Annotated in this window: 28 protein-coding genes; 4 read left to right on the top strand and 24 right to left on the bottom strand. The window is 37.1% G+C overall.

The features are described from left to right. The first annotated feature begins 154 nt into the window (after window positions 1-154). The 4 genes from JK629_RS07095 to JK629_RS07110 all read left to right on the top strand — a co-directional run bounded on the left by JK629_RS07095 (window position 155) and on the right by JK629_RS07110 (window position 2,200). Window positions 155-796 (top strand): N-acetylmuramoyl-L-alanine amidase family protein, encoded by a 642-nt coding sequence (locus JK629_RS07095; protein ID WP_008610938.1) that lies wholly within the window; start codon window positions 155-157, stop codon window positions 794-796. 211 nt (window positions 797-1,007) lie between these two features. Next, the gene (locus tag JK629_RS07100) at window positions 1,008-1,379 is read left to right on the top strand and encodes an ArsR/SmtB family transcription factor (protein WP_008610939.1); all 372 of its coding nucleotides are present in this window, start codon (window positions 1,008-1,010) and stop codon (window positions 1,377-1,379) included. A 12-nt stretch (window positions 1,380-1,391) separates the two neighbouring features. Beyond that, complete coding sequence (gene merTP / locus JK629_RS07105; RefSeq protein WP_008610940.1) at window positions 1,392-1,994, top strand: mercuric transport protein MerTP; 603 nt, start codon at window positions 1,392-1,394, stop codon at window positions 1,992-1,994. Continuing rightward, entirely contained in the window at window positions 1,994-2,200 is a 207-nt protein-coding gene (locus JK629_RS07110) for a GDCCVxC domain-containing (seleno)protein (protein ID WP_008610941.1), read from the top strand. The genes merTP and JK629_RS07110 overlap by 1 nt, the downstream gene beginning before the upstream one ends. A 17-nt stretch (window positions 2,201-2,217) precedes the next feature. On the opposite strand, the gene JK629_RS07115 is transcribed toward JK629_RS07110, so the two are convergent. The 24 genes from JK629_RS07115 to JK629_RS07230 all read right to left on the bottom strand — a co-directional run bounded on the left by JK629_RS07115 (window position 2,218) and on the right by JK629_RS07230 (window position 26,061). Next, the gene (locus tag JK629_RS07115) at window positions 2,218-2,880 is read right to left on the bottom strand and encodes an ATPase (RefSeq protein ID WP_008610942.1); all 663 of its coding nucleotides are present in this window, start codon (window positions 2,878-2,880) and stop codon (window positions 2,218-2,220) included. Then, on the bottom strand, window positions 2,864-3,616 hold the full coding sequence (locus JK629_RS07120) for a hypothetical protein (protein ID WP_202337878.1): 753 nt from the start codon (window positions 3,614-3,616) through the stop codon (window positions 2,864-2,866). The genes JK629_RS07115 and JK629_RS07120 overlap by 17 nt, the downstream gene beginning before the upstream one ends. Before the next feature lie 3 nt (window positions 3,617-3,619). Beyond that, a complete protein-coding gene (locus JK629_RS07125) occupies window positions 3,620-3,904 on the bottom strand; it encodes a helix-turn-helix domain-containing protein (RefSeq protein ID WP_154192199.1) in 285 nt (94 codons plus the stop codon). Between the two features lie 321 nt (window positions 3,905-4,225). After that, window positions 4,226-5,062, bottom strand: a complete 837-nt coding sequence (locus JK629_RS07130; RefSeq protein ID WP_154192197.1) for an RteC domain-containing protein — start codon at window positions 5,060-5,062, stop codon at window positions 4,226-4,228. A gap of 271 nt (window positions 5,063-5,333) precedes the next feature. Further along, window positions 5,334-6,188 (bottom strand): helix-turn-helix domain-containing protein, encoded by an 855-nt coding sequence (locus JK629_RS07135; RefSeq protein ID WP_225626178.1) that lies wholly within the window; start codon window positions 6,186-6,188, stop codon window positions 5,334-5,336. A gap of 71 nt (window positions 6,189-6,259) precedes the next feature. Beyond that, on the bottom strand, window positions 6,260-6,745 hold the full coding sequence (locus JK629_RS07140; protein WP_154192194.1) for an asparaginase domain-containing protein: 486 nt from the start codon (window positions 6,743-6,745) through the stop codon (window positions 6,260-6,262). A gap of 146 nt (window positions 6,746-6,891) precedes the next feature. Next, window positions 6,892-8,115, bottom strand: a complete 1,224-nt coding sequence (locus JK629_RS07145) for an MFS transporter (RefSeq protein ID WP_154192192.1) — start codon at window positions 8,113-8,115, stop codon at window positions 6,892-6,894. Further along, window positions 8,116-10,266 carry a copper-translocating P-type ATPase gene (locus tag JK629_RS07150; RefSeq protein ID WP_202337879.1) on the bottom strand — a complete coding sequence of 717 codons (2,151 nt, stop codon included), beginning with the start codon at window positions 10,264-10,266 and terminating at the stop codon, window positions 8,116-8,118. Between the two features lie 17 nt (window positions 10,267-10,283). Further along, window positions 10,284-10,577: a phosphoribosylpyrophosphate synthetase gene (locus JK629_RS07155; RefSeq protein ID WP_202337880.1), complete on the bottom strand. Its 294-nt coding sequence runs from the start codon at window positions 10,575-10,577 to the stop codon at window positions 10,284-10,286. A gap of 6 nt (window positions 10,578-10,583) precedes the next feature. Further along, entirely contained in the window at window positions 10,584-11,228 is a 645-nt protein-coding gene (locus tag JK629_RS07160) for a hypothetical protein (RefSeq protein WP_202337881.1), read from the bottom strand. Next, the gene (locus JK629_RS07165) at window positions 11,225-12,118 is read right to left on the bottom strand and encodes a ribose-phosphate pyrophosphokinase (RefSeq protein WP_202337882.1); all 894 of its coding nucleotides are present in this window, start codon (window positions 12,116-12,118) and stop codon (window positions 11,225-11,227) included. The genes JK629_RS07160 and JK629_RS07165 overlap by 4 nt, the downstream gene beginning before the upstream one ends. 5 nt (window positions 12,119-12,123) lie before the next feature. Further along, window positions 12,124-13,626 (bottom strand): thymidine phosphorylase family protein, encoded by a 1,503-nt coding sequence (locus JK629_RS07170; protein ID WP_202337883.1) that lies wholly within the window; start codon window positions 13,624-13,626, stop codon window positions 12,124-12,126. 21 nt (window positions 13,627-13,647) lie between these two features. Continuing rightward, the gene (locus JK629_RS07175; RefSeq protein WP_202337884.1) at window positions 13,648-15,024 is read right to left on the bottom strand and encodes an MBL fold metallo-hydrolase RNA specificity domain-containing protein; all 1,377 of its coding nucleotides are present in this window, start codon (window positions 15,022-15,024) and stop codon (window positions 13,648-13,650) included. A gap of 14 nt (window positions 15,025-15,038) precedes the next feature. After that, entirely contained in the window at window positions 15,039-15,293 is a 255-nt protein-coding gene (locus tag JK629_RS07180; RefSeq protein ID WP_202337885.1) for a hypothetical protein, read from the bottom strand. 42 nt (window positions 15,294-15,335) lie between these two features. After that, a complete protein-coding gene (locus JK629_RS07185) occupies window positions 15,336-16,178 on the bottom strand; it encodes an ATP cone domain-containing protein (RefSeq protein ID WP_202337886.1) in 843 nt (280 codons plus the stop codon). Further along, the gene (locus JK629_RS07190; protein WP_202337887.1) at window positions 16,175-17,011 is read right to left on the bottom strand and encodes a universal stress protein; all 837 of its coding nucleotides are present in this window, start codon (window positions 17,009-17,011) and stop codon (window positions 16,175-16,177) included. The genes JK629_RS07185 and JK629_RS07190 overlap by 4 nt, the downstream gene beginning before the upstream one ends. A gap of 24 nt (window positions 17,012-17,035) precedes the next feature. Beyond that, entirely contained in the window at window positions 17,036-18,031 is a 996-nt protein-coding gene (locus JK629_RS07195; RefSeq protein WP_154192183.1) for a 2-hydroxyacid dehydrogenase, read from the bottom strand. 10 nt (window positions 18,032-18,041) lie between these two features. After that, entirely contained in the window at window positions 18,042-19,310 is a 1,269-nt protein-coding gene (locus JK629_RS07200; RefSeq protein WP_154192181.1) for an MgtC/SapB family protein, read from the bottom strand. A gap of 3 nt (window positions 19,311-19,313) precedes the next feature. Then, entirely contained in the window at window positions 19,314-20,288 is a 975-nt protein-coding gene (locus tag JK629_RS07205; RefSeq protein ID WP_202337888.1) for an ATP-dependent 6-phosphofructokinase, read from the bottom strand. Beyond that, complete coding sequence (locus tag JK629_RS07210) at window positions 20,278-21,213, bottom strand: alpha/beta fold hydrolase (protein WP_225626180.1); 936 nt, start codon at window positions 21,211-21,213, stop codon at window positions 20,278-20,280. Before JK629_RS07210 ends, JK629_RS07205 begins: the two co-directional genes overlap by 11 nt. Window positions 21,214-21,238: 25 nt before the next feature. Beyond that, window positions 21,239-22,300, bottom strand: coding sequence for a class I fructose-bisphosphate aldolase (locus tag JK629_RS07215; RefSeq protein ID WP_154192177.1), 1,062 nt, complete (start codon window positions 22,298-22,300; stop codon window positions 21,239-21,241). Between the two features lie 11 nt (window positions 22,301-22,311). After that, the gene (locus tag JK629_RS07220; RefSeq protein WP_154192176.1) at window positions 22,312-23,325 is read right to left on the bottom strand and encodes a type II glyceraldehyde-3-phosphate dehydrogenase; all 1,014 of its coding nucleotides are present in this window, start codon (window positions 23,323-23,325) and stop codon (window positions 22,312-22,314) included. 14 nt (window positions 23,326-23,339) lie between these two features. After that, window positions 23,340-24,698, bottom strand: a complete 1,359-nt coding sequence (locus JK629_RS07225; RefSeq protein WP_154192174.1) for an APC family permease — start codon at window positions 24,696-24,698, stop codon at window positions 23,340-23,342. Window positions 24,699-24,705: 7 nt separating this feature from the next. Next, window positions 24,706-26,061, bottom strand: coding sequence for an NAD(P)/FAD-dependent oxidoreductase (locus JK629_RS07230; RefSeq protein ID WP_154192173.1), 1,356 nt, complete (start codon window positions 26,059-26,061; stop codon window positions 24,706-24,708). Window positions 26,062-26,071 lie beyond the last annotated feature (10 nt).

Below are 26,071 nucleotides of genomic sequence, written 5' to 3' on the forward strand. Positions count from 1 at the left end.
ATTGGAAATTTACATATATTTGAACTTAAATAACTGAAAATCAAATATTTGTGAATAAAATATTATTTGATATTGTTTGAATTCCGTTGCTATTATTTGGCATCAAATCCTATGGATTTTTGAAGGGAAGTTGTTGATAACCCGAAAATTGAAAATGAAAAATCTGCTCAAAAACGTCAGTTTTGTGATTTTGGTTCTAAAAATGTGCTTCATTTTTGGACAAGAATCGACTGCTCAAAAACGAATAATAATTGACGTTGGACACGGCGGAAAAGATGCTGGTGCAATTGGTATAAATGACATTCAAGAAAAAGATGTGGTTTTATCGATTGCAAATGAGATTTTAAAGTTAAATGACGACTTGGAAAAACCACTCGATATTTATTTGACCAGGTATAAAGACACTTTAATATCATTATCGGACAGGACTAAACTGACCAAAGCCTTAAATGCTGATTTGTTTGTGTCTTTGCATTGCAATCATTCCGATAATCCGGATGCAAGAGGTATTGAAGTTTACGCTTCAAGAAAACAAGAAAAATTCTCAAAAGCATCGGTTTTTATGGGCTATCAAATTGAAAGTGCACTTTGTGAAGCAATAGGCTATGATAGCAGAGGTGTGAAGTTTGCGAACTTTCAGGTGCTAAGGGAAACAGCAGATTATTGTACTGCCATATTAATAGAATTGGGCTTTTTATCCAATTGGGATGAAGAAAGCTATATCTCAGACAACCACAATATTGAGCGTATCGCACTATCGATATTATTATCCATTCAAAAATCAATAGAATTATGAAAGATATTTTTTTAGAGTTAACGAAGAGCTTGAAGGACATTGTTTTACAATGTGTTTCAGAAGTTATTTTACTGTACAAATGCTTTAGAAGTTAGATTACCTAAGTTTATTATCTACACATTATAAAAAACAATTTATTCAATAGTGTATTTAAGTATTTGCTTAAATAATATAATAATGATATATTTGTGGCCACTTTAAATCAAAAAAGATGAGCTTGGAAATAACCTGTACACGGAACGAAGCAGACAAGAAGCAAATATCGAGATGTAAGGAAACCATAGAGAATTCTTCAGGTAGCTTAGAAGCAATAAGCAAAATTTTGTCTCTTGCGGGAAGCGAGGTACGACTGAAAATTCTATTTCTATTGAACATAGAGAATGAACTGTGTCCTTGCGATATTGCTGACATTCTTGAAATGAGTGTTCCTGCCGTATCCCAACATATCCGTAAAATGAAGGATGCGGGAATTATTACATCGAGACGTGAAGGGCAAACATTGTATTATTCGCTGGTAAAGAGTGAGGACAATGTTTTGAATGGAATTTTCAATTCAATTTCAGCAAGAAAGAAAACAGCTTAGAAAGTTTACATTATGGCACCGAATAAAACTTCAAATACCGCGGCCTATACCGGCATTTTTACCGCAGTTGCAGCATCAATATGTTGTATAACCCCTGTCTTGGCATTAATTGCTGGAACAAGCGGAATTGCATCTACATTCTCTTGGGTCGAGCCATTTAGACCCTATCTTATCGGCTTGACCATTATTGTTTTGGTCTTTGCCTGGTACCAGAAACTACGACCGAAAACACAGGAAGAAATAGATTGCGCCTGTGAAGATGATGCGAAACCATCGTTTTGGCAATCCAAACGGTTCTTATTGATAGTAACACTATTCGCCGCATTGATGCTGGCCTTCCCGTACTATTCCAATCTATTTTATGCACAGCCCGCCAAGGATATCGTCTATGTCTCTCAATCCAATATCAAAAAACAGACTTTTGAAGTCGCTGGAATGACCTGTGCAGGTTGTGAGGCACACGTAGAAAGCGAAGTCAATAAATTGGACGGAATTATTTCTATCAAAGCCAGCTACGAAAATGCTAATACCATAGTGGAATTTGACAAGACCAAAACCGATTTGCCCACAATCCGAAAAGCTATAGAAAGCACGGGGTACAAAATAATAGAATAATGAAGATTCAATTAAAATCTACGATTACCTGTCCAGAATGCGGCCACAAAAAGGCTGAAGAAATGCCAACCACCGCCTGTCAATTCTTTTATGAATGTGAGAATTGCAAAACGGTTCTGAAACCAAAAGAAGGGGATTGTTGTGTATTCTGTTCTTATGGTACTGTGGCTTGTCCGCCGATTCAAGAAAATAAAAATTGTTGTTAAAAAGCCATACCTTAAATTCACTTCCGTTTATCCCCAGCTTTAGTATCAAAAGCAATCAAATTAAAAAGTTCTCGCATTCGGCTACGCACACGATTACCATAGCGTTCTTCCAGTTCTTCAGCATTGAGATTGGTTGTGGCGTGCGTCTTGATTTTGTGTTTGGTTTGTAAGTAAAGCTCGTATCGGGATAAGAGCACTTCGCCCATTACGTTCAAATCCTTTCCGTAGAATCTACCAGATGGTTCCACACCTAAATCATCAAAACAGTAAAATTTGGTATTACCATACTCTTCAACCGTTTTAAACCCAAGATGGTTGAAACTGAAGGTTACATTCCGGCAGGGAATCATTTCGTAAGGTCTTTGTAGTGGAACCAAATGGCGCAACAATTTCATCAAACTGGTTTTGCCGCAGCCAACGGGTCCGGAAAGTAGAATGCCTTTGTCAATGTCAATACCATAAGTCTCACAGTTGTCTTTATCCTTGATGAAGTAGGAACAGAGCTTCAGCAAAATATCCTTGTCTTCATCATATATCCTAAACTTTTCGCCAAACAAAAGTTTGCCTTTGGCATTTAGGTAAATCAAGATTTTTGGAAAATCATAGATCACACTTTTACCATCAAATTTTCCGAGCGAATATTCCACGCCACCTTCGGTTATTTTAGAGGGGTTGTCCATAATCTTTGTTTTTAGTGGTTCGCAAGTTGTCCTTGATTTGGGACGCTTGTTTTTTGTTTGGTTTGTTTTCCTCGTCGAATATTTCGGTTCTGTCCATCCAGTTGATGGCTACGGCTCGCCAATCTCTGATTTCCTTGCCATCGCCAGTTTGCCAATTTCTGGTCTGGTAATGCTCATAGAATTTTTTAGCTTCATCAGCATCAAAACCTTTTTCTTCAAAAAAAATAAAAACGGCCTGCCAGCCCTTTGGTTGTTTTATATAGTTTTCTTGTTTGATATTGTTTGTATTAGATACCAATGCTTGTCCATCTATGGGACGGTGTTGGTTCACAACCTGTCCATTTTTGGGATGGTGGTGTCCCTCAAGCGGTACACCTCTGGGATGGTACTGTTCCGCAAGTTGTTCTAATATGGGATTGTACTGTCCCACAACCGGTTCATCACTTGTCCCAATAATGGCCATCTTTATTTTGCTGCCTTTGTAGGGATTGTTGGAAGGGAAATAGGTTAAGTATTGCCAAGAATCTAACTCGACGATGCATCTGTGATATGTAGACTTAGAACCTATTTTAGCACATCGCATCAAATCGCGACGGTTTACATAAAATTCATCCATAAAGCGGCAACTGTTCCATTCTTGGAACAGTGCCATATACAAACTGATATGGGTAGGGTTTAGGCGGTCATCGAAATAGAACTTTTCAAAAGCCGCATTAAGTAGCTTTATGTAGTTCATCTTTTAAGAATTTAGGCCGTGCTGCACACGGTTGGCATCCATAACTTTTTGAATTTCCTCTGCGTCATAGTAGATGATGCCACCAACTTTGTTGTAGGGCAAAGTACCATTGATACGAAGGTTCTGAAGTGTGCCTGGACTGACTTGAAGTAAATCCATAACCTCGGAAGATTTGAGATATTTTTTCAGCTTTCCAGTGGCTTGTTTGGATAATAGTTGTTTGATGTCATCGAGCAATTCCATTTTGAATTCCCGAAGGTCGTCTGTGGTAATAATACTTGTTGGCATAATAGAACGGTTTTAATGGAAAGAGGCTATCGCATCGCTGTCAACTAATTTGATAGCCCCTGACCTGATTTGACTTTCGTTCTACAAAATTGGGTAGGTTTGATGGATTTTATTCCCCAGTATGACCGTACTACGGTCAAAATTTAACATTTTGAAATTTGGGAATTTTTGGTGCGTTTTGAGCCGGTTTTTGCAAAATGATACCCTCAAAACATATTAAATTTTATGGAAAATAGATGCAGAATTCAATTACCGTAGGTCAACCGTAGTACGGTCGTTTTTAAGAGTTCTAAAAGAGAAGTGTTGGTTGAAACTAACGATTTATTCTTCGCTTTTATCCATTTCTATAAGTAAGGATGTGGAAAGTTGGTCTAGAAAGAGTGTTCTACTATTTTTCCTGTTTTTGATCTCTTGAAAGGTTTTGTAAATGTCTTTTGGTGTGAAGTCAAATATCTGTTGCAGTTTTTTAGAAACATTCATTATGCCTTGATTATCCTGCCTTCCTAAACCTTTTGCACAGAGCGCATAAAGTAGTTCCACGTAATCCGTATTTGAAAATGGCCATTGAATTTTTTCTATTGGTTTAGTGGTTTTCGGTTTACCATTTAAACCTTTTCGGATTTGGAATTTTTTCTCATCCAAATAAAATACTAATGAATCATAAGCTTTGTACTTGCCAAGAAGCATATCTCTTGGTGTGCAAAATTCAGGGTCTTGGAAGTAGAATTTGGATGTTATAATGTGAAATGTTTCAAGGTAATCTCGTGTATAGTATTCTTTGTCAAAATGGGTAGCCCCAGAATTGATGTATCGTCCAAAATCTATATTGATAAGGAAAAATCGATTTAACTTATTGATTTTCTTCTTAATGAATTTTAACTGGTCATCTTTATTTCCTTTTGGAAACTGAACTTCAAAGGAATGTATTTCTGAAAAATAAATTAGGTTTGTAAGCGGAATTTGTTTCGTTTCTTTAAAGAATTTTATTTCTTCCTTGATGGTTTGGAATTCTTTATAGAGGATTTCTTTTTTAAAGGTTGTCAATAAATTACGACAAACTCTTATTGAACGGTTAGCCCTTTCTAAAATATTATCATATTGATTTTTTATTTCATCAAGGTCCTGAAGCAGTATTTTCGAAAGTATTTGAAAATTCATAAGTAGGTACTTTTAATTTAAAAAACATAGTGACTTGATTTAATTGATAAGGTTGAGTTGCTTTTTTCATTGTTCTGAAAACTATAGTAATAGCCACGATAATTCATAAAATTTGTTGGTTATTAGTGTATTTTGTAGAACTTTAGTAAGATAATCTTAAACAAGAATTATGAAAGGAAAACTTTCCGTATTTAATTACGGAATGCACCGTATTTTTCTACGGAATTTTTATGATATATTGTAAACACAACGTTTTCAGACTGAATTTGAATTATTTCTTTTTCTTACGAAATCGTTTTAAGAATTCACGCCTATTTTTTACGCTTGTCTTTTTGAAGATATTTGAAGCGTGTTTTGATACGGTGCTTTCTGCAATGAATAAATCTTTAGCAATATTTCTATAGCTTAAATCACTTAAAATGGAAAGAGCAACCTCAATTTCTCTTCTCGTCAAATCTTCATAAAAAATCTTACGTTCGATCGCTTCAACCTTTTGCTTTTTTTTGAGAGCGAACACTTCGTACATTCGGTTATTATTTTCTATAAAGTATAAATACCTGTCTACTTCAATGGTGGTTATGGCATAGAAGGCCAAGTTCATCACGGTAAAGGTCAACCATTGATAATCTCCAATAACTGTACAAATAGGTAACAATGCAATACTTCCCACACTTATGATAGATAATCTATTACGCCTTAAAATAAAGGCATTGGGATTGCTTGGATTCGAAATTCGTCTGTAAAATATAAATAGAAAAACAAAGGCAGCGACTGAAATCGGTATGGTAAAGAGAATTCTGGCAGAGTCCAAAGACCCTGTGATAAGATAGGGAACTAAAAATAGAGTGATATAACTAGCGGTTGCAAATATGGCAAGATTCCGAATTGAAGAATTAAATTTCAGAACGACAATATCATACTCCTTGTAGAGATAATATACAATGTAAACGCACAATGTGATTGCCACGCTATATGTTATGATGTATTGAAGTATAAATGGTCCAGGAAAATTATCAGTCGGAAGAAATCCGCCAGTAGCGTTATAGACAACAAATAATAAACCAAGAATTAGAAACCGCTTAAAATTACTGCTCGGTTTCTTTCCAGAAAAGTAGAGTGTAAACAATACTATAACCGTATCTACTAATAGATAGAAGAACGTCGTCCAATGTATTGAAGTTCCAAACATTTATATTCCTATTCATTGCGCTCAAATTTGTTGGTTTCTAAATTTTTGGAAACATTGTTCCAATTAAAAATTTGTCCGTTCATAGCAATATAAACATCCGGTTTTAGAAGCTGTAATGAGCTTATTGCATACCCTAAATTAAACGGTGCATCTGTATCTGCAGATGAACCTAATATGAAAGAACCAACCAAAACAATAGTTTTGTTCAAGTCTTTCTTTCCTATATATTTTGCAGTATCTTCCATTGTGAAAGTGCCGTGAGTAATTAGAATGTTAGTCGCACTAGTTTCTTTTATCTTGCGAACAAGCAATTCCCTATCCTTTTCCGTTATTGCTCTACTGTCTTTTTTAAAGATACTTTCAATTTCATATTCAAAATCTACATTTGCCCTATCGAGAAAATCCCCAATAGATATATTCGTTTTTTTGATTCCCTTATCATCTACATAATCTAACCCTTCAATAGTTCCGCCTGTAGTTAATATTTTAATCATTAAAATAGTTTTTTTAAGTTTTCGCAAAAGTTAGATTTTCCTTTATAAAGTTAGCAGAAGTTTTTGATTATCTAAAATTTGCAAATTTATTTTTATGAATTTAGAATTGTCACCTAAAAATTTATCATACCATTTTTAGTTATTTACTACGTTTTATCTTTTATTTTCATTAAGGGTAGAACAAATCCCATTGAAACCAAAGCAACCAATCCAGCAATGATAAAAGGGTAATAAAACCCACCTGCTACTAACCACGTTCCTACAACAGGGCCTAAAATCTGACCTACGCTACCTGTTGAGCTTTGTATGGATATATTTCTACCTGTATTTTCTTTAGATGTCAATGATACTGCTGATAACAAGTTTGGCGTTACCAAAGCACCACCAGCAGCAAACATAATGATTAATCCATATACCAAGAATTCACTTGTAAAAAAAGGAAAAGCAATCAAGGATACTCCGGCTATTAGGAACCCAATGGCAATTTGCTTTTTAGGCGATAAAAACTTCTCACCATAACTAGCAAATACAGGCTGTAAAACGGCCATCACAGAACCACACAGCATAAAACCTAAACCCAACTGTTTGCTGTTAAACCCTAATTCATCTTTTCCATAGATTGAAAAAACAGTTTCAAACAAGGTCACAACAAATTGGGCTACAAAGGATAGTATGAGTAATACAATAAAATATTTGGTAAATGTGAATCGCAAGCTCACTTTTTGTGTCATTAACCTATGTACACGAGCGGTGTTTTTTAGCCATTTCATCACAACGAATAACACAATCAATCCTAATAGGGCAACGAATAAAAAGGGCACTGAAAATCGGTCTAAATGTAGCAGACCTATAGAATATTTTATATGAATATCAGTTTGGGATAGAAAGCCACCAATGACTGGGCCAAAAATAACCCCAGAGCTAATGGCAACGCCTGACCAGGCCATTATTTTTGTTCTCCGTTTTTCAGAAGTAATGTCGCTTAAATATGCGTTGCTAACTGGAATAACTGCTGATGTGAAAATACCACCAAAAATTCGAGCAACATAAAGCATTGTTAGAGACGTGGCAAGACCAGTGAGCAATTGCATAATTACAAAACCGATTAGTCCACAAATGATTATAGGTTTTCGACCATATTTATCTGAAAGCTTTCCCCAAACCACTACGAATAGTAACTGAAAAAATGGATAGATGCTCGTAAGCAATCCAATATGGAAGTTGATAAGGTCGGTGTCGAGATTGCCCTTTATTGCTAGCCTTTCGGTATAGTAAGGAAGGGTGGGCAATAATATACCATAGCCCAACATCACTACAAATAAACTCAACAGAATTAAAAATACCCTGTTGAGTTTTTCTTTTCTTTCCATTTATTTTTTACCGATTTTTCGCTTTAATAATTGCGCATTAATGGCCACTATAATTGTACTCAAACTCATAAATACAGCTCCTACCGCAGGTCCTAAAACAAATCCTGAAGAATACAGAACTCCAGCGGCTAATGGTATTGCAACCACGTTATAACCCGTTGCCCATATTAAGTTCTGAATCATTTTATTGTAGGTAGCCTTTCCAAATAAAATTAAGTTCGCAATATCCTGTGGATTACTGTTTACCAAAATAATGTCTGCTGTTTCTGCTGCCACATCGGTTCCCGAACCTACGGCAATACCCACGTTTGCTTGTGCCAAAGCAGGTGCATCATTAACGCCATCTCCCGTCATAGCCACAAATTCTCCTTTACCTTGCAATTCTTTTACGATTTCCACTTTTTGGTGTGGCAATACTTCGGCATAATATCCATCCAATCCAAGTTTATCGCTTACGGCTTTGGCGGTTTTTTCGTTATCGCCAGTTGCCATCAAGACTTTTATGTTGTTTTCTTTAAAGACCCTTATGGCTTCGGCAGATTCAAGTCTTATTTCATCAGCAAGAGCAATGTATCCTGCTAAAGCACCTTCAATTAATACAAATACAACCGTTTCAGCGGCGTCACTATAAGCATCTTCAGGAATGGTAATTTTTTCATCCCTTAAATAGCCCGGACTCACTACTTTCACCTGCTTGCCTTCTACGTTTGCCTCTACACCTTTACCTGTAATCGCATTAAAGTTTTCAGGATTGGGAATAGCAACCTTGTCTTCTTTCACTTTTTTAATAATTCCCACGGCAATAGGATGTTCCGAGCTTTGTTCCAAGGCACTTGCCAGTCTTAATACTTCATCTGAAGAATATTTTTTATCTACCGATTCAATTCGGGTAACGCCAAAATCCCCTTTAGTCAATGTTCCTGTTTTGTCAAAGAGCAGAGTGGATATTTTGCGTGATTCCTCAAATGCGGTTCTATTACGAATCAATAGCCCATTTTGAGCAGATACTGCGGTAGAAATCGCAACTACAAGTGGAATGGCAAGGCCAAGTGCGTGTGGACAAGCGATGACCATAACGGTAACCATTCTTTCTAATGCATAAACGAAAGGGAACCCTAGAATTAACCAAACTGCCAACGTACCAAATCCTATAGACAAGGCAATATAAGTCAACCACTTTGCTGCTCTATCCGATAGATTTTGCATTTTGGACTTGGTCTTTTGTGCTTCCTCAACCATTGTGATAACCTTGTTGAGATAACTGTCTTTTCCTGTATGTTCCACTTTTACCTTTATGCTGCCATTGCCGTTTACAGAACCTCCAATTACTTTATCCTTTTCTTCTTTTTTTACTGGTTTTGATTCTCCAGTTAACATAGATTCGTTCAGATAACTAGACCCTTCGATTATGATACCATCGGCAGGAACTTTCTCGCCGGGCTTTACCAATATCACATCATCTTTCAATAAATCTTCCAATGAAATATCTTCAATTGTATCGCCTTTTACTCTGTGAGCTTCGGCAGGCATCATACTTACTAGAAGCTGTAAGGCTTTTGAGGCACCCAAGACACTTTTCATTTCTATCCAATGGCCCACAAGCATAATAGCGATTAGAGTTGCTAGTTCCCAGAAAAAATCGACACCCTGCAATCCGAAGACTGTTGCGGAACTATAAAAATAGGCCACACTAATGGCCATTGCTATTAAGGTCATCATTCCTGGTGCACCTTTTTTTACTTCAGACCAAAATCCTGTTAAAAATGGCCAACCACCGTAAAAATAAACTACGGATGAAAGTGCAAAAAGGATATATTGGTTTCCGGGAAGCAAAAACTCATATCCAAAAAAGTCCTGAATCATCGGCGAGAAGAACAGTATGGGAATAGTAAGTACAAGGGTTACCCAAAACCGTTTCCTAAAATCGGCAATCATCATCTTATGATGGTCGTGGCCTGCCATACCCATTGGTATGCTTCCGTGGTCGTGTTTCATCTTTGAATGGTCCATTTTACTGTGGTCCATCTTGCTATGGTCGTCCGATTTTGGGTCTTCCATTTTTGAATGGTCGATGTTATCTTCATTCATTTTAGAATGGTCCATCTTCGAATGGTCCATTTTTTTGTCCTTGTGATTTTTGTCCTTGTCCATATTGTTCTATTTAAGTGTTATCGTAATTTTTTCCGCATTGCTTCTGAAATGTTTTCGGCATATACGCCGTAGGCATCCACCAAAAGACCCTTTATTCCATTTTTGGATGAAATGGCGTATAGAATGCTATTATCATCGGTACTGCTCATACCTTCAAAACGATAGGTTTTATCTACTTTGAAATCCTCTGGATGAATCTCAATTTTTAGTGACGCACATTCCAGGCATTCAGGTTTTAAGTTAAAATCATAAGGATATTCACTTGCCTGTAAATCGTTAATAGCTTCTGATAGTGTATCGTAATTTTTCATTTGTTTTTAGTTATAAGTCATTGTGAAATAACTGTTATCTTCTTCGGTAAATTTCTGAAAGGTCAATAAACCGTTTCCATTTAATTTTTCGTAAACATTATAATCGAGTTGCTTAATGCGAATTCCCAAAGCATAGGCCTTAATGTTGATTTTTGAATTAATTTTTTTTTTGTTACTATCTAATTTTCGGTCGTAAATCTTTATCGTGCTTTTTGAACCGAAAAAATTTAATAAGCCCGAATCAAAACTCATTTCAAGTTCTATATCTTCCAAGTTTTCCAAGTCATACAACTCTTTAAAATTTGCAGAAATGGTATTGATTTCGGTTTCTTTTGATTTTGGGTTTGAAAACGGAAACGCCATTACCATTACACTGGCTTCATCTGGCTTACATCGATAGGTCGTTGTATATTTATCGGTGGATTTTTTGTCTTTGTCAAATAATTCTGTGATTACCTCAATTTCAAAATATCCATTTTTCTCCATTGTTTTACCAGCTTCAAAAGTTTGTTTGTTGAGAAAAGCACCTTTTTCATCAAAATTCTCCCGAATGACAAATCTTCCTGAAATCTGCCCAATGAGCATTTCAGTTTGTCCATTCATTGTAATATTGAATAAGATGAATAGTAATATGAAGCCTTTTTTTCTCATATATGATGCATTAATTTCGTAACTTCTTTTGCCATTATATCGCTTAAATCAATACCATTTGAAGGATGCGGGATGGTATTGCAAGTCACTATTTTTTCCACCCCGGAATCCAATAAATCTTGATAGGCATTTCCTGAAAAAACTGCGTGAATACCCACACATATAGGTGGTTTCATTCCTGCTTTTTTCAAATGTTGTACGGTTTCAATCATTGTTCGCGCTGTGGAAATAATATCATCTACCAAAATAGGTGTGGCATTCTTGTATTTTTCCACATCTGGGACAGAAACCTCCACATCACGGTCGCCGTGACGCACTTTTTGCAATACCGTAAATGGTGCTCCTGCTTTTTTAGCAACTTCGGAAACCCATTGTTCACTTTCAGAATCTGGACCTATAAGTACAGGGTTTTCTATGTTTTCTTTTATCCAATCTGAAATAGCATCGGCAGCGTGAATGACCTTATTTGGGATTTTATATACTTCGCCCAAGGAGCTAATTCTATGTAAGTGCGGGTCAACAGTGGTAATGCTATCGGCAAAACCTGAAATCAGTTTTCCGAAGAAACCAGAAGTAACACCTTCGCCTGCATTGAATATTTTGTCCTGACGCATATATGCGAGATATGGTGCGACTAAACAGGTGCACATTGCTCCCAATGATTTGGCTGTGTGGCTTAAAAAGTAGAGTGGTAACAGTTTTTCGTCTGGTTGGTGCAAGGTGCATACCAGTACTACACATTTGTCTTTAACATCAGATAATATACGTGTGTACGATTCCCCATCTGGAAACTTGCGTAAGGTTGCTTTTCCTATTTCTGCATCCATCTTTTTTGCCAAAAGCTCTGTGAGTTCTTCATTTCCGGGAAGGCTGAATAATATTGTTTTCATAGTTTTTAAATTATGGTTATGATGTTGTCGTGGTTATTTTTATATTCCAAAGCATAATTAAGTTCGCCTTGAGATTCTGCATATATTGTATATAACAATTGGTCTATTTCAATTTTTTCGTCTAAATGGACATTTAAAAGAATCCCTGCCGACTTTGAGTTTGGTGCCCCCGAAAGCTTGGCGAGTTTTGCAATCTTTCGGTTATCAATTCTTTTTAAAACTCCTGACTTTTCGGCTTTAATTTCGATTTTATAAGGTGCTAAAACAGGTTTTGAAAAGCGACCTTGTGCTTTGCAAATGGCCACAAATTTTTCATAAGCTTTTCCAGATTTGAGAAGTTGATTTGCGGTTACTAATCCTTTCCCTTTTTCTACTTTCCCAGAAAGCTCAAATAGTTCAGAAGCTAAAGTCAAAGCCCTTTCCTTTAGGTCATTTGGTGCATCAGCTTCGTTTTTTAAAACTTTCAATATATCGATGGCTTCTAAAGCAGGACCAATACCTCTTCCGACAGGCTGTGTGCCATCTGTTATAACAACTTTTACATTCAACCCAACAGCCGTTCCAACGGTTTCCATATGGTTTTTTAGTTTTTGAGCCATTTCTGTACTACGTACCTTGGCGGTTTCTCCCACGGGAATATCAATGACGACGTGCGTTGAGCCTGCCGCAGCTTTTTTTGAAAGTACCGAAGCGATTAGCTGGCCTTCGCTGTCAATATCCAAGGCTTTTTCAATTTTAATAAGAATATCGTCCGCAGGACTCAATTGCGCTGTACCGCCCCAAACAATGCAGCCTCCTTCTTTTTCAACCACGGTTTTTATTTCTTCTAATGAAAGGGTAACATTGGTCATTACTTCCATAGTATCAGCTGTGCCTGCTGGCGAAGTGATAGCTCTCGATGATGTTTTTGGCATCGTAAGCCCGTAAGCAGCCACAATGGCAACCACTAATGGTGTGGTTCTATTGCCAGGTAATCCGCCAATGCAATGCTTATCGACTACGATTTCTTTGTTCCAATCCAACTGCTTTCCAGAAGCTATCATTGCTTTGGTAAGGTCGGATATCTCATCAATATCCAATCGGTCACCTGCACAGGCCGTAATAAATGCTGAAAGGTGGATGTTTGAATAGTCGCCTTCAACAATATCAGTTATGATTTCATTGAATGCTGAATAGTCCAGTTTTTGATTATAGATTTTCGCTCTGACGTGGCTTAACGATTCAATAGGTTCCAAATGTGAAACGTACAAGGTATCATTTTCTGAAACATTCAGTTTTTTCGCAGCAGCATCAGATAGCCCTATTTCATTTGGTGACAGAATATCTGAATTTAAAACATTAAGGCTTGCTACGATTGATGTGGTTACATTGGATATCCTTATTCGGGTAAGTGCCTCAAACCCTTCGGAAACACAGACGTGGCAATCTTCACGCATATACACTACATTCTCGTTTTGTGTATAGATTCCGAGATGCTTATATTTTAATATGTTTGAGTGTTGTTCCATAATTTTTAATTTTTCCAAAAGCTATTCTATTTCTTCAATGTTGTAGAGTTGCGGGATTTCCGCATCCCACCCATAGGTTTCCTTTATTCCTTTTTGAAGTGCTTCGGCACCTTCTTTTTCTCCGTGCACAATAAAAATTCGGGCTGGTTTATTTTTTATTTTGCTCATCCAATCTATAAGTTCAGCGTGGTCTGCGTGTGCCGAGAGACCTTGGATTTCGGCTACTTCCATTTGAAAGGATACCGTTTTTCCATACACTTTTAATTCTTTTTCGCCTTCCAATAATTTTCTGCCACGAGTGCCTTCAGCTTGATAGCCTACAAAAAGCAAGGTGTTATTTGGGTTTTGCGCTTGGGTTTCGAGATAGTTGAGCATTCTTCCACCTGTAAGCATTCCACTTCCAGCAATCACGATTTTTGGTTTGTTGTCTGTTCTTAATTCCATTGTTTCACGATAACTGCTTACGACCGTAAAGTGAGAACACATTTCATCACATTCATTGTCCTCCAGTCTGTGCCAATCACGAGTTCTATGAAACAATTCCAATACGTTGGCACCCATCGGACTATCCATTATCATTTGTACTTTTGGAATTTTCTTTTCTTTCAATAATTTCCAAAAGATGAGCATCATTAGCTGGGCACGTTCTACCGAAAAGCTTGGGACAAATAGACTGCCCCCTCTATTAATGGTGTCGTTGACCAATTTTTCAATTTGCGGAAGTGCTTCCACTTCGTCAGGATGAAGCCTTCCACCATAAGTAGATTCTATAAAAAGTACATCCACTTTTTTTGGTTTTAGGGGTGGATAGAGCAATAAATCATTGGTTCTACCAATGTCTCCTGAAAAGACAAAACGTTTTCCGTGCACATCCAACTCAATATAGGTTGCACCCAGAATATGTCCGTTGTATTGGAAGCGAGCTCTAATACCGTCAAATAATGGAATCCATTGTGATTGTGGAATTCCTTTAAAGTGCGGAATGGTTTTTTCCACATCCTTTAAATCGTAAAGCGGTTCTGCAGGACTATGTTTTGAATAGCCTTCCTTATTGGCACGTTCAGCTTCTTGCTCCTGTATTTTTCCGCTATCGTTCAAAATAATTTTAGCGATATCCAACGTGGGATTGGTGCCATAGATAGGTCCATTAAATCCTTGTTTTACCAATCGCGGTAGATAACCAGTATGGTCTAAATGACCGTGGGTAAGCAATACCATATCAATTTCTGAAACTTCCACGGGTGGATATTCCCAGTTTTTAAGGCGTAATTCCTTTAACCCTTGAAAAAGTCCGCAGTCTATCAATATTTTTTTTTCTCCTGTGTCCACTAAATATTTTGAGCCTGTAACTGTACCTGCTGCTCCCAAAAAGTGAATGTTAATTTTATTATTTTTCATTTTTATGTTATTTATTAATTTCCACCACAACAGGAAGGTGTGCTTCCTTTGTCTTGATTTGATTTGCTCAATTCCGCTATTTCGTTATATAGATTGCGGGAATCCTCTTTGATTACGAGTGCCAACTTCTTTACGGATTTAGGCTCGAAGTTTACCATACCCAATAATATTTCAAGGGCTTCCTCAAGTAGCTTTGGGTCATCTTCCAATGCTTGGTAAAATGGCTCTAGGTCAATTTTTTTCTGTTCTTGCAGTTCATCTGTTTTCATAATTTTTGTTTTAAGATTGTTGAACTTTTATATTATTAATTCTCAAGAGCTTTTACATAGTGCTTCTGAATCTTCTAAAATCTTTTTGTGTCTTTTTTTATCAATTCCTATCTTTTCCAATAACACAGGTTTTTCGTGAAGCTCCTTGCAGAGCACGATACCTTCATCTAATAACTTTGTTTTTTCAGCTTTGGTTAGGGTAGTTAATGCGGTTAAAGGGTGCAGGCCCAACTTATCTATTCTGTCTTTTAAACCGTCACCAATTGGATAATCCCAACTTGTCAATAGTAGCTCTACGCATTTACCATATTGCACCGCATCACTTGTAAATCGTGTATTGGTGTACACGCCTCCTTTATGAAGCTTGGCTTCGTGACCTTTTTGACGTTCCCATTGTTTTTCAACATCTAAAAATCTTGAGTGGATATATAAGGGAATTTTCACGTTGCAAAACCTACCTTGGTCACTGTGGTATTTACATTCAATCATATAATGGGTATTGTCTTTTTGGGCTATCACATCCACTTCGTGCTGAACGCAATTGCCTTGAACTATGACACCAACCTGTGTTGAAAATCCTTCGTGCGCCAATAGTTTGCCTACCAACTTCTCAAATGGGAAGCCAGAAGGACCTAATTCCATCAGGGCTTTTTTGAGTTTGTATTTTGAAGCACTTACTCTCGACTTACCTTTTAGCATTTTAAATGCCATTTGATAGATTTTTTTTGTGGTAATACCATCGTATAATTGGTCTTGAACTTGTGCTACTATTTGCTCAATCAATTCTTCACTTGCTTGGGAACGTTTTAAGGAATTGATAAGTTTCTCCACATCAAAGGCTACCACATCGCCCGAATATTTTACTATGTTGATTGGATGTTTCATTTTTTTATATGTATTGTCATTACTGGTAGAGCAGAATGATTGGTTATGCCCTCGGCAATGCTTTTTGAAAAAAGATTCAAAAATCCTGTCTTTCCGTGTGTGCTCATCACAATCAAATCTGCTGATTGGTGATTTAAAAATGTATTGATGCCTGCTTCCACTGAAGGTTCGTTGTAAACACTCATTGAATATTTGCTGAAATCAGGGAACTTTTGAAGAAATTCCTTAACAGGGTTCAGCCCAAGTTCTATACTATTAAAATCCGTTTCTGTATTTATGCGTAACAAATGAATTTTTGAGTCACATTTTTCTGCAATGGACAGTACTTCCTTGAACGGTATGCTCACGTCTTCCTTAAAATCTGAAAGGAATACGATGTCCTTAAACGGAAACGTTACTTCATCCTCTTTTACCACAATAATTGGTGCATTTGCCTTTCTTACAATTTTATCAACGTTACTGCCTATTACTTCCCTAACGAGTCCTTTGGTGCCGCTACTTCCAGTAATAATGAAATCGTGGTGAAAGTGACCGGAATGTTCTAAAATATCTTTTTGTCCTGAATCAAATTGTAGAAAAGTTCGACATTTAAGACCTTCGTGTTCTGCCTCTTTTTCCAACGCACGCAATTTGGCTTTGGCAATACCAATTTGCTTTACAGTTTCGGGATAGCGCTTTTCTTTGAGTTTACTCAATTTTACCCAATCTACAGGTGTTGTCATCAAGTGTAAAAAATGTATCTCTGCATCGTATAGTTTGGCCATTTTAATGCCTAAATAGGCTGCCTTTGTGCAGTTTTCAGAGAAATCGGTGGGTACAAGTATATTTTTCATTTTTTTATGTTTTAATTATTTAAACTAATTGACAGATATTTCATTCCCAGAAAGGATTTCTTTATCAAAGCAATCTAAATTATATATGGTGGTTTCAGCAATATTGGTCAATGCTGTTTCTGTTAAAAAGGCTTGATGACTTGTTATTAAAACATTGTTAAAGGTCATTAATCGAGCAATCACATCGTCTTGCAAAATGTCATCAGAATGGTCTTCAAAAAACAATCCTTCTTCCTCTTCATAGACATCCAATCCTAAATACCCTATTTTTTTCGTCTTAAGACCTTGTATGACCGCTTTGGTATCCACCAAACCACCACGACTTGTGTTGATGAGCATTACACCGGGTTTCATAAGTGCGATATGTTTTGCATCAATCAAATGTTTTGTGTTTGGTGTTAAAGGTATATGCAGACTTATGATATCTGCCCGTTCGCAGAGTTTTTTGCAATCAGTATAATTGACGTTATATGTATTGACAAGCCTTTTATCGATAGTCATATCGTGGGCCAGAATTTTGCAGCCAAAACCGTGAAGTATTTTTACCAATACAGCACCTATTTTTCCTGTTCCTATGACACCGACAGTTTTTCCGTTTAGGTCGAAACCCGTAAGTCCGTTTAATGAGAAGTTGTGTTCGCGCACCCTGTTGTTTGCCTTAATCAGTTTGCGGTTTAATGCAAGTATCAAAGCCATTGTGTGTTCTGCAATGGCATAAGGTGAATAGGCAGGAACACGGGCTACCTTCATATCCAATTCAGCTACTTTTATTAAATCAACGTGATTGAAACCTGCAGAACGCAGAGCAATATTTTTTACGCCTAACGTGCTTAATTTTTCAAGAACTTTTGCCGAAGCCTCATCACCTGTAAAGAGACTTACCGTTTTGGAACCTGTTGCGAGAATAGCTGTTTCTTCCGTCAAACGACTCTCAAGCAGTTTTAATTGATGCTTGCCATCATTCGCTTTTAACAGATAGGGTTCTTCAAACTTATGTGTGCTAAATATGGTTGTTTTCATTTCACTTTTTTTAATTTCCTAACTGTATTAAAATATATGTTATGCCCACTATGACAACAGTTCCAAAAATCATAAGTACAAGTTTTCCTGTTTTTTTAGAACCTTTAAAGTAGGTTATGCCCAACTTTACAATCATATTGCTTATGGTTGCTGTTATGATGACATTGGTTGCCAGTGCAAGTTTTTCTTCCAAAGACCCAAATTTTGCCATACTGATAGTAATGGCATCTGTATCTGCCAATCCTGCAATTAGGGCTGAATAGTACAAACCGCTTTCGCCAAAAAATTGATTTCCATAAAAAACCGCAAACAGGATGACCACATAAATACCACCAAACCCAAGGGCGTTCCAAATATTGAGTGGATTACCAAGATTGATGTCTGTCTTTGGGACATCTGTATTCTTTTTGATGAATAAAAGCGCACTTATCAGGCAGATAAGGGTAAGAATAGTAAATGGGACGACTAAATAAGAAAGTATGGCACTATTGAAAATATATGCCAGAATCGCAAGTCTGGGAAACATTATGGCAGAAGCTATAATGATACCAGCGGCATATTCTTTTGAAAGTTCTGGCGATTCCTTACTTCGGGAAGCATATATCCAAGCTACAGCGGTACTTGAAATCAATCCGCCTAAAATTGCCGTGAGCAGAATACCACGTTTAGAACCTACATATTTTACAAGAAAGTAGCCGATGAAATTTAAGAAGGAAACAATAACAACAATAGAGCCGATTTCAAAAGGATTTAACAAACCTTCTGGTCCATAATTTTCTTTGGGAAGGAATGGTAATATCAACAACGCTATGATAGAAAATTTAATAAAAGCAAAAAGCTCTGCTGAAGTAATATTCTTTATGAAAGAACGAAAGGTAGTTTTAAGCGACAATAAAGTAACGACCACTACTGCGGTGGCAACTGCTTCCTTGTGCAAATGATTGGCAACCATAACACCCAAAATCAACGTAGCGAATAATGCCATATTAGTGGTTATCCCTGTCATTACGTGTTTTTGTACCATAGACAGATGGCTCAAGGACAAAAACAAAAGAAATGCTCCTGCAATGATAATGACCAACCAAGGTGTATAAGCTGTGGAAAGGTTGCCTAATATAAAACCAATAATGGCGACAATCGGGAAGGTTCTTATGCCTGCAAAACCTTGTTCTTCCTTCAGTTTATCGTATTCACGTTCCAGTCCCAGAATAAGGCCAATGCCTAGACTTATGAGTAATCCGAGGATAAATGGGTTGATATTTTTAAAGGCTTCAATCATTTCTTACTTTCCAAATAGTTCTAAAAGTTCATATAATTCATTATTTACTTGATGTTGCTTAACCACCTCTTTAAAAGAGGTTAGATGCAATTGATTGTGTGAAATTCCTACCATTACGTTCTTTTTACCTTGTAAAAGTGATTCTATAGCTGCGACACCCATTCTAATTCCCAACATTCTATCAAAAGCCGAAGGGTTGCCTCCTCGCTGCACGTGTACCAGCCTAGTTATTCGCAAATCTACATCCGAATTTATTTCCTTGATTTTTGACGCGACCAGTTCTGCGCCTAATTCATCTCCTTCCGAAACCACGACAAGAAATGCTTCTTCGTTATTGTAATTTTTGACCTTATTTAATAGATAAATAAAGTCTTTGCCGCTCTCGGGAATTAAAATGGCATCTGCTCCTGTGGTAAGTCCTGAATGAATGGCAATGTAACCCGAATCCCTTCCCATAACTTCCACAATAAATATTCGGTTGTGAGATTCGGCAGTGTCCTTTATTTTATCGATATTCTCAATGGCTGTATTTACTGCGGAATCGAAGCCAAGAGTATAATCTGTCCCTGAAATATCGTTGTCAATAGTCCCCGGAATACCTATAAAAGGGATGTCGCATATTTCTGAAAAAGCCAAAAGCCCCCTAAAAGTACCATCGCCACCAATGGCAATCAAAGCGTCTATTTTGTTTGCTTTTAGGGTTTGTAAGGCTTTTTTACGACCCTCTAATTCCAGAAATCGTTTGCTTCGTGCTGTTTTTAGAATAGTGCCACCTTTTTGGGTAATTTTTTTTAGTTCGTGAGATTTGAATGGTATCAAATCACCATCTATCAAACCTTCATACCCTTTTAAAAAACCACTTACTTTAATATCATTCACTTCCGCAGATTTTGCAATAGCATACAATGCAGCGTTCATTCCAGGGCTGTCGCCTCCAGAGGTAAATACACCTATATGTTTGATTTTATTAGTATTCATTTAATATTGTTTTTTGTGATTTTTTATCTGAAACCGAAAAATCTTGGACGGTCTTCCATACAAATTCTGCTTCTTTTAGAAAGAACTGATGGTCTCCTTCAGATGAAGTAATTATTTGTGCGTTTTTAAATTCCCTCGATAATTTTAAGGCATTTTCTAAAGGTGCAGTTGTATCTTTTTCTCCGTGAATAAAAAGCACGTCTTTATCCTTAATTTTCCTTGCCATCGCATATAAATTTGTTTTTAAGATGATTCTTTTAAGAGAAAAATAGTAGCTCTGCCAATGATGTTTTTTTGCGTCTTCATAAACTTCGTCAGTAAGATTATCGGGTTTGAAAGCACGCGACATAAAAATGGGATGTATCATACAGATGTATTTCGAGAATTTGCTTGTTGAAATCCTATCCACAAAGGAATGTGTGGACATAACTTTCTTAAACTCATCTGCATCCTTGTAAACAGGTATGCTAATAAAAACGCCTGATTTGAACCAATGACGATGTTTTTCTAAAAGAGCTAATGAAATTATCGCTCCCATAGAATGTCCACCTATTAAAGTTTTTCCATCATTGAATCCTTCCTTGTTTAAAACCAATTCAACGGCTTGCATTTGTATTGAAAGAGAATAATTGCTTCTTGGTTTTGGCGAATCACCAAAACCAAGAAGGTCTATTAGAAGTAAAGAATGTGTTTTTGAAATGCTTTCTAAATTGCGCTTCCAATAATTCAATGACCCAGTCAATCCGTGTAGCAAAACAAGTTTGGTTTCACCTGAACCCATTATTTCATAATTCAATAGAGTTTTGTTGGCATCATAGGCTGGTTGCTTAACAATCTTATAATGCTGATATCCTGCTATAGCGATAACTGGAAGAATTAAGAATATGGATGTGAATAGTAATGTCATTATTAAAATATGAATCAATTTTTAAATTTATTCCATTTGTTAACTATGCAATATTGATAGTATCATCCAAATAGACATTCTGCACGGCTTTGATTAACGCAACTCCTTCACCAAAAGGTTTTTGAAATGCTTTCCGTCCCATTATCAAACCAGAACCTCCCGCTCTTTTATTGATGACAGCTGTCGTAACTGCTTCAACCAAATCTGACTCACCTTTTGAGCCACCACCTGAATTTATCAAACCTATTTTTCCCATATAGCAATTGGCTACTTGCAATCTGCATAGGTCAATAGGATGGTCTGTTGTAAGTGTTTCATACATTTTATCATCATATTTACCAAAACCTATCTCTTTGAAACCAAAGTTGTTTGTAGGTAATTTTTGCTTAATAATATCTGCCTGAATGGTTACTCCTAAATGATTGGCTTGTCCCGTAACATCGGCAGCTGCGTGGTAATCTTCTTTTTCGGTTTTAAAAGCTTCATTGCGCAGATAGCACCATAAAATGGTAGCCATTCCTAAATTATGGGCTTCTTCAAAAGCTTCAGCTATTTCTTTTAGCTGTCTGTTACTTTCCTCTGAACCAAAATAGATAGTTGCACCCACGGCAATTGCTCCCATATCCCAAGCCGATTTTACCTTGCCAAAGAGCGTTTGGTCATATTTATTGGGATAGGTAAGAAGTTCATTGTGGTTGATTTTTACAATGAATGGTATTTTGTGCGCGTATTTTCGAGCGTTCAGCCCTAAAACACCAAAGGTGGACGCTACACCATTGCAACCAGCCTCAATGGCGAGTTTTATGATATTCTCTGGGTCAAAATAATCTGGATTTTTATAAAAAGAAAAAGCTGCACTATGCTCGATGCCTTGGTCAACAGGCAGAATGCTCAAGTAGCCTGTTCCCCCAAGATTTCCGTGGTTGTACAACTGTGCGAGGCTTCGCAGTACTTGTGGATTTCTGTTACTATTTAGAAATACTTTTTCAAGACTGTTCTTGCTTGGGGTTAGAAGTTCATCCTTCGTGATTTTTTCACAAACGTGTTCTAAATAGAAAGATGACTTCTTTCCTAATAGTTCTATGATATTTTTTTCTGTTTTCATTTTATGTTGAATTAATGAATTCCTAAACTGTCATTGGTTTTGACAATGGATTTTTCTGCACCTGTTTCAATTCCCGTAAGTGCCCTAATGGCATCAATCGTTTCAGGGATTACAATAGCTTGATTATCTACTACATAAGCGTAAAAAAGCTCGTCTCCAACAACCTTCAGCATATCTTCCCAAAGCGCAACTTCATACATATCGCCCCAAGGTCTTCCCATATCCAAAAACATTTCCTTAATAGTGTTGTTAGAAACCAAGCCTTGGTCATAGCGTATCAGCTTAATTCTGCTGGATGTTTTAAAGGCATTAAGCACTTCTTCTTTCGTGGCTTGCTTCTTTAACTTCACGTTCCAATAGTGCATATGGCTCAATGTCTCTGGAACTTTTACTGCGGATGTGATAACATCGAGTTCGGGGTCGACACTTTTGGCATCAGGACCTTGATGGCTCGGAATATCTTTTTCTGGAACCATTGTGTTCATAATTCCGCCCAAATGACTTTCCCAAGGGTCTGTTGCTCTTCTTAAGAGTGTTCCTCTAGCATAATCCAATAAACCAGCTCTTTTTAGAGCGGTCAATGTTCTTAAGATAGAGGTGGTATTGCAGGAAACTACACGTGTTGCATTTAGATTTAACGCAGATTTATAATTGTTTTCCGCACTAAAGGAATGACCCGTGGTCTCGTGCTTTTCCCCTCCCTGTAAGATAAATTTTATCCTAATTTCTTTATAAACTTTCACGTTCTGTGCTGCAATTTTTTTTGGGGTACAGTCCACAACTAAATCTACCTCTTTCAAAAGGTCTTGCATATTTCCTTTGACATCGATGCCAGCATTTGCCATTGTAACAGCTGCTTCTTGAGTGGCTGCATAGATATCGTACTCTTTTCTCACCGCATTTTGAATGCGCCAATCACTAATGATATCACACACACCCGAAAGTTTCATATCATCTTGAAGATTGACGGCATCAGCTACTCTTTTTCCGATGACACCATATCCTATAACTGCTATATTTTTCATATAAATTGAATTTATTAATTATGTTTTGTTTTTATATTACTTGTTACTTCCATTCCCATCGGCATATTTCCCTCATCATCTGTATGTGAAATCATAAAAAGCCGTTCCGCAACAATGATTAGAATAATCCCAATTGCCGCTACGATAAGCACCAATGGGTCGTTCAGATATTTTATATAAAGAAATGCTGAAAGCACCGCAACATCCATCACAATGGCTATTAATGGAATGATTGGCAGAAAATCCACTTCTTTTTTTAGGTGGCGAAAAAGTCCCCAATGGATAGCAATATCCATAATGAGGTAAAAAATAGCCCCAATGGAAGCAATCCTTGTTAAATCAAACAACACGGTCAGTAAAATAGCCAGTGAAACCGTGAATATGAGGGCAGGGTTTTTAAGATTCCCCATTCTTTTTAGGGACGGCACTTGCTTCATATTGCTCAACATCGCCAACAAGCGTGAGGCCGAAAACACACTTGCTATAACACCAGAAAAGGTTGCTATAATGGCTATTGCTATGGTAATCCAAGAACCCCATTCCCCAAAAATGGGTTGTGCCGCCGCTGCCAAGGCGTAATCCTTTGCTTCGATTATTTCTGGGATAGTTAAACCTCCAGCAACAGCCAGTGCCAAGGCTACATAAATAATCGTGCAAATAAGAATGGAAATAATAATAGAACGTCCAAGGTTCTTATGTGGATTTTTAATATCACCTCCCTGATTTGTAATAGTAGTGAATCCCTTATAGGCAAGGATTGCCAACGCCAATGCAGCAATAAAAGCGAACCCTTGTGGCAACGTTTCCGTATTTCTTGGAATATAATTTCCTGTAATATCTGCGAATCCGGAAGCTATAAGTCCCGCAATGGCGAGCAATGCAATACCTACAACTTTGATAATTGCTGTAAAGGTGGCTGTTGCGCCAATAACTTTGTTTCCTAAAATATTGATGATGTAAGCTGTTACCAATAGCAGAATCCCGAGAATGGATGCGTAACCAGCCAAACTTTCTGGGAACAGCCGAAGCGTATATGCTCCAAAAGTGCCCGCCACCAAGCTTTCTGAAACCACCATTGAGACATACATCAACAAAGAAAAGACCCCTGTCGTAGTGCCAGGGCCATAGGATTTGTTCAAGAATTTAACAACGCCTCCAGAAGATGGAAAAGCATTTGAAAACTTCACATAGGAATATGAACTGAAACCAACCACAATGGCACCAGCTATAAAAGCAACCGGAAATAAATCACCTACCAATTCAGCTATTTGTCCCATAAGGACAAATATTCCAGCACCAATCATAACCCCAGTACCGAGAGATATGGAACCTATTAGAGAAAGCTTATTATTTTTAACTGTGGTGTCTTTCATTATTATATTATTTCTTCGGATTATTCACAGAAGATTTAGGTTTAAAATTTCTAATAATCAGGCGGTTGCTCTTTTCGTAAGTGAAATAGCTTACCGCCCAATTAAAACCAACCATCAATCTATTTCTAAATCCGCTTATTGACATCAAATGCACAATAGACCATAACAACCAAGCGAAATAACCTGCAAACTTGAATTTACCCAAATCAGCTACTGCTTTTCGTTTACCAACGGTCGCCAACGAACCTTTATCTTTATATTCGAAAGGCTTTACGGCTTCATCATTAATAATTTTCAATAATGAATTACCCAAATATTTCCCTTGTTGAATAGCCGTCTGTGCTACTTGTGGATGTCCTTTTGGCGTTTCATTTGTAATTATAGCCGCTATATCGCCTATGGCAAAAATGTTTTCGTAACCTTCTACCATTAAAAATGAGCCCGTTCTTATACGGTTGCCTTTTACCACGTGTTTTTCATCGATACCTTTTGGGAACTGTCCTTTTACACCTGCTGTCCAGATTAGGTTTTTGGCAAAAATGGTTTTCCCACTTTTGGTTGTGACTATTGACCCGTCATAATCGCTTACCGATTCATTGAATAGTACCTTTACATCCAAGTCCTTCAAATATTTCAGGGTTTTTGTAGAGGCTTTTTCAGACATTGTACTTAACAATTCATCAATGGCCTCAATCAAATAAATGTTCATTATAGAAGAAGGGTACTCTGGATAATCCTTCGGTAGAATGTATTTACAGAATTCTGCCAAAGCTCCTGCCATTTCTACCCCAGCAGGACCACCACCAACGATAACGAAATTTGTCAGGGCATCACGTTCATCATCATCACAGGTTATGGCTGCCTGTTCCAGATTTTGCAACATCAGATGGCGGATGTTTAGGGAATCACGAATATCCTTCATCCCCAAGCTGTTTTGCTCAACGTTTTCCATACCAAAGAAATTGGTAGTTGTTCCGGTTGCCAAAACCAAATAATCATATTCAACTGTTCCTTTATCTGTGACAATTATATTTGATGAGGCTTGAATTTCTTCCACTTCTGCCAAACGGAATACCACGTTTTTATATCCATTAAATTGTTTTCTGAAAGGAAAAACAATGCTGTCCGGTTCCAGGGCACTTGTAGCTACTTGATAAAGCAAAGGCTGAAACTGATGGAAATTATTTTTGTCAATAAGGATAACTTGAATTTCTTTGTGTTTCAGTTTTTCTGTCAATGCCAAACCTGCAAACCCACCGCCAATGATAACTACACGCGGTAAGTCAGAATCTGGAAGGCATATTGTCTCTGTTACCTTACAAGCAGATTCTTCTGCATTATTATTTGAGTAATTGACGTTCATATTTGGTTTT

The organism is Aequorivita iocasae (assembly GCF_016757735.1).
Taxonomy (GTDB): Bacteria; Bacteroidota; Bacteroidia; order Flavobacteriales; family Flavobacteriaceae; genus Aequorivita; species Aequorivita iocasae.

Bases quoted from the DNA above. Each gene is read 5' to 3' on its own strand.
- JK629_RS07195 (WP_154192183.1), bottom strand. From the start codon at position 18,031: ATGAAAACAACCATATTTAGCACACATAAGTTTGAAGAACCCTATCTG.
- JK629_RS07190 (WP_202337887.1), bottom strand. From the start codon at position 17,011: ATGAAAAATATACTTGTACCCACCGATTTCTCTGAAAACTGCACAAAG.
- JK629_RS07230 (WP_154192173.1), bottom strand. From the start codon at position 26,061: ATGAACGTCAATTACTCAAATAATAATGCAGAAGAATCTGCTTGTAAG.
- JK629_RS07155 (WP_202337880.1), bottom strand. From the start codon at position 10,577: ATGAAAAATTACGATACACTATCAGAAGCTATTAACGATTTACAGGCA.
- JK629_RS07120 (WP_202337878.1), bottom strand. From the start codon at position 3,616: ATGAACTACATAAAGCTACTTAATGCGGCTTTTGAAAAGTTCTATTTC.
- JK629_RS07215 (WP_154192177.1), bottom strand. From the start codon at position 22,300: ATGAAAACAGAAAAAAATATCATAGAACTATTAGGAAAGAAGTCATCT.
- JK629_RS07175 (WP_202337884.1), bottom strand. From the start codon at position 15,024: ATGAAAAATAATAAAATTAACATTCACTTTTTGGGAGCAGCAGGTACA.
- JK629_RS07145 (WP_154192192.1), bottom strand. From the start codon at position 8,115: ATGGAAAGAAAAGAAAAACTCAACAGGGTATTTTTAATTCTGTTGAGT.
- JK629_RS07140 (WP_154192194.1), bottom strand. From the start codon at position 6,745: ATGATTAAAATATTAACTACAGGCGGAACTATTGAAGGGTTAGATTAT.
- JK629_RS07160 (WP_202337881.1), bottom strand. From the start codon at position 11,228: ATGAGAAAAAAAGGCTTCATATTACTATTCATCTTATTCAATATTACA.
- JK629_RS07095 (WP_008610938.1), top strand. From the start codon at position 155: ATGAAAAATCTGCTCAAAAACGTCAGTTTTGTGATTTTGGTTCTAAAA.
- JK629_RS07170 (WP_202337883.1), bottom strand. From the start codon at position 13,626: ATGGAACAACACTCAAACATATTAAAATATAAGCATCTCGGAATCTAT.
- JK629_RS07115 (WP_008610942.1), bottom strand. From the start codon at position 2,880: ATGGACAACCCCTCTAAAATAACCGAAGGTGGCGTGGAATATTCGCTC.
- JK629_RS07130 (WP_154192197.1), bottom strand. From the start codon at position 5,062: ATGAATTTTCAAATACTTTCGAAAATACTGCTTCAGGACCTTGATGAA.
- merTP (WP_008610940.1), top strand. From the start codon at position 1,392: ATGGCACCGAATAAAACTTCAAATACCGCGGCCTATACCGGCATTTTT.
- JK629_RS07165 (WP_202337882.1), bottom strand. From the start codon at position 12,118: ATGAAAACAATATTATTCAGCCTTCCCGGAAATGAAGAACTCACAGAG.
- JK629_RS07150 (WP_202337879.1), bottom strand. From the start codon at position 10,266: ATGGACAAGGACAAAAATCACAAGGACAAAAAAATGGACCATTCGAAG.
- JK629_RS07180 (WP_202337885.1), bottom strand. From the start codon at position 15,293: ATGAAAACAGATGAACTGCAAGAACAGAAAAAAATTGACCTAGAGCCA.
- JK629_RS07110 (WP_008610941.1), top strand. From the start codon at position 1,994: ATGAAGATTCAATTAAAATCTACGATTACCTGTCCAGAATGCGGCCAC.
- JK629_RS07185 (WP_202337886.1), bottom strand. From the start codon at position 16,178: ATGAAACATCCAATCAACATAGTAAAATATTCGGGCGATGTGGTAGCC.
- JK629_RS07200 (WP_154192181.1), bottom strand. From the start codon at position 19,310: ATGATTGAAGCCTTTAAAAATATCAACCCATTTATCCTCGGATTACTC.
- JK629_RS07220 (WP_154192176.1), bottom strand. From the start codon at position 23,325: ATGAAAAATATAGCAGTTATAGGATATGGTGTCATCGGAAAAAGAGTA.
- JK629_RS07125 (WP_154192199.1), bottom strand. From the start codon at position 3,904: ATGCCAACAAGTATTATTACCACAGACGACCTTCGGGAATTCAAAATG.
- JK629_RS07205 (WP_202337888.1), bottom strand. From the start codon at position 20,288: ATGAATACTAATAAAATCAAACATATAGGTGTATTTACCTCTGGAGGC.
- JK629_RS07225 (WP_154192174.1), bottom strand. From the start codon at position 24,698: ATGAAAGACACCACAGTTAAAAATAATAAGCTTTCTCTAATAGGTTCC.
- JK629_RS07100 (WP_008610939.1), top strand. From the start codon at position 1,008: ATGAGCTTGGAAATAACCTGTACACGGAACGAAGCAGACAAGAAGCAA.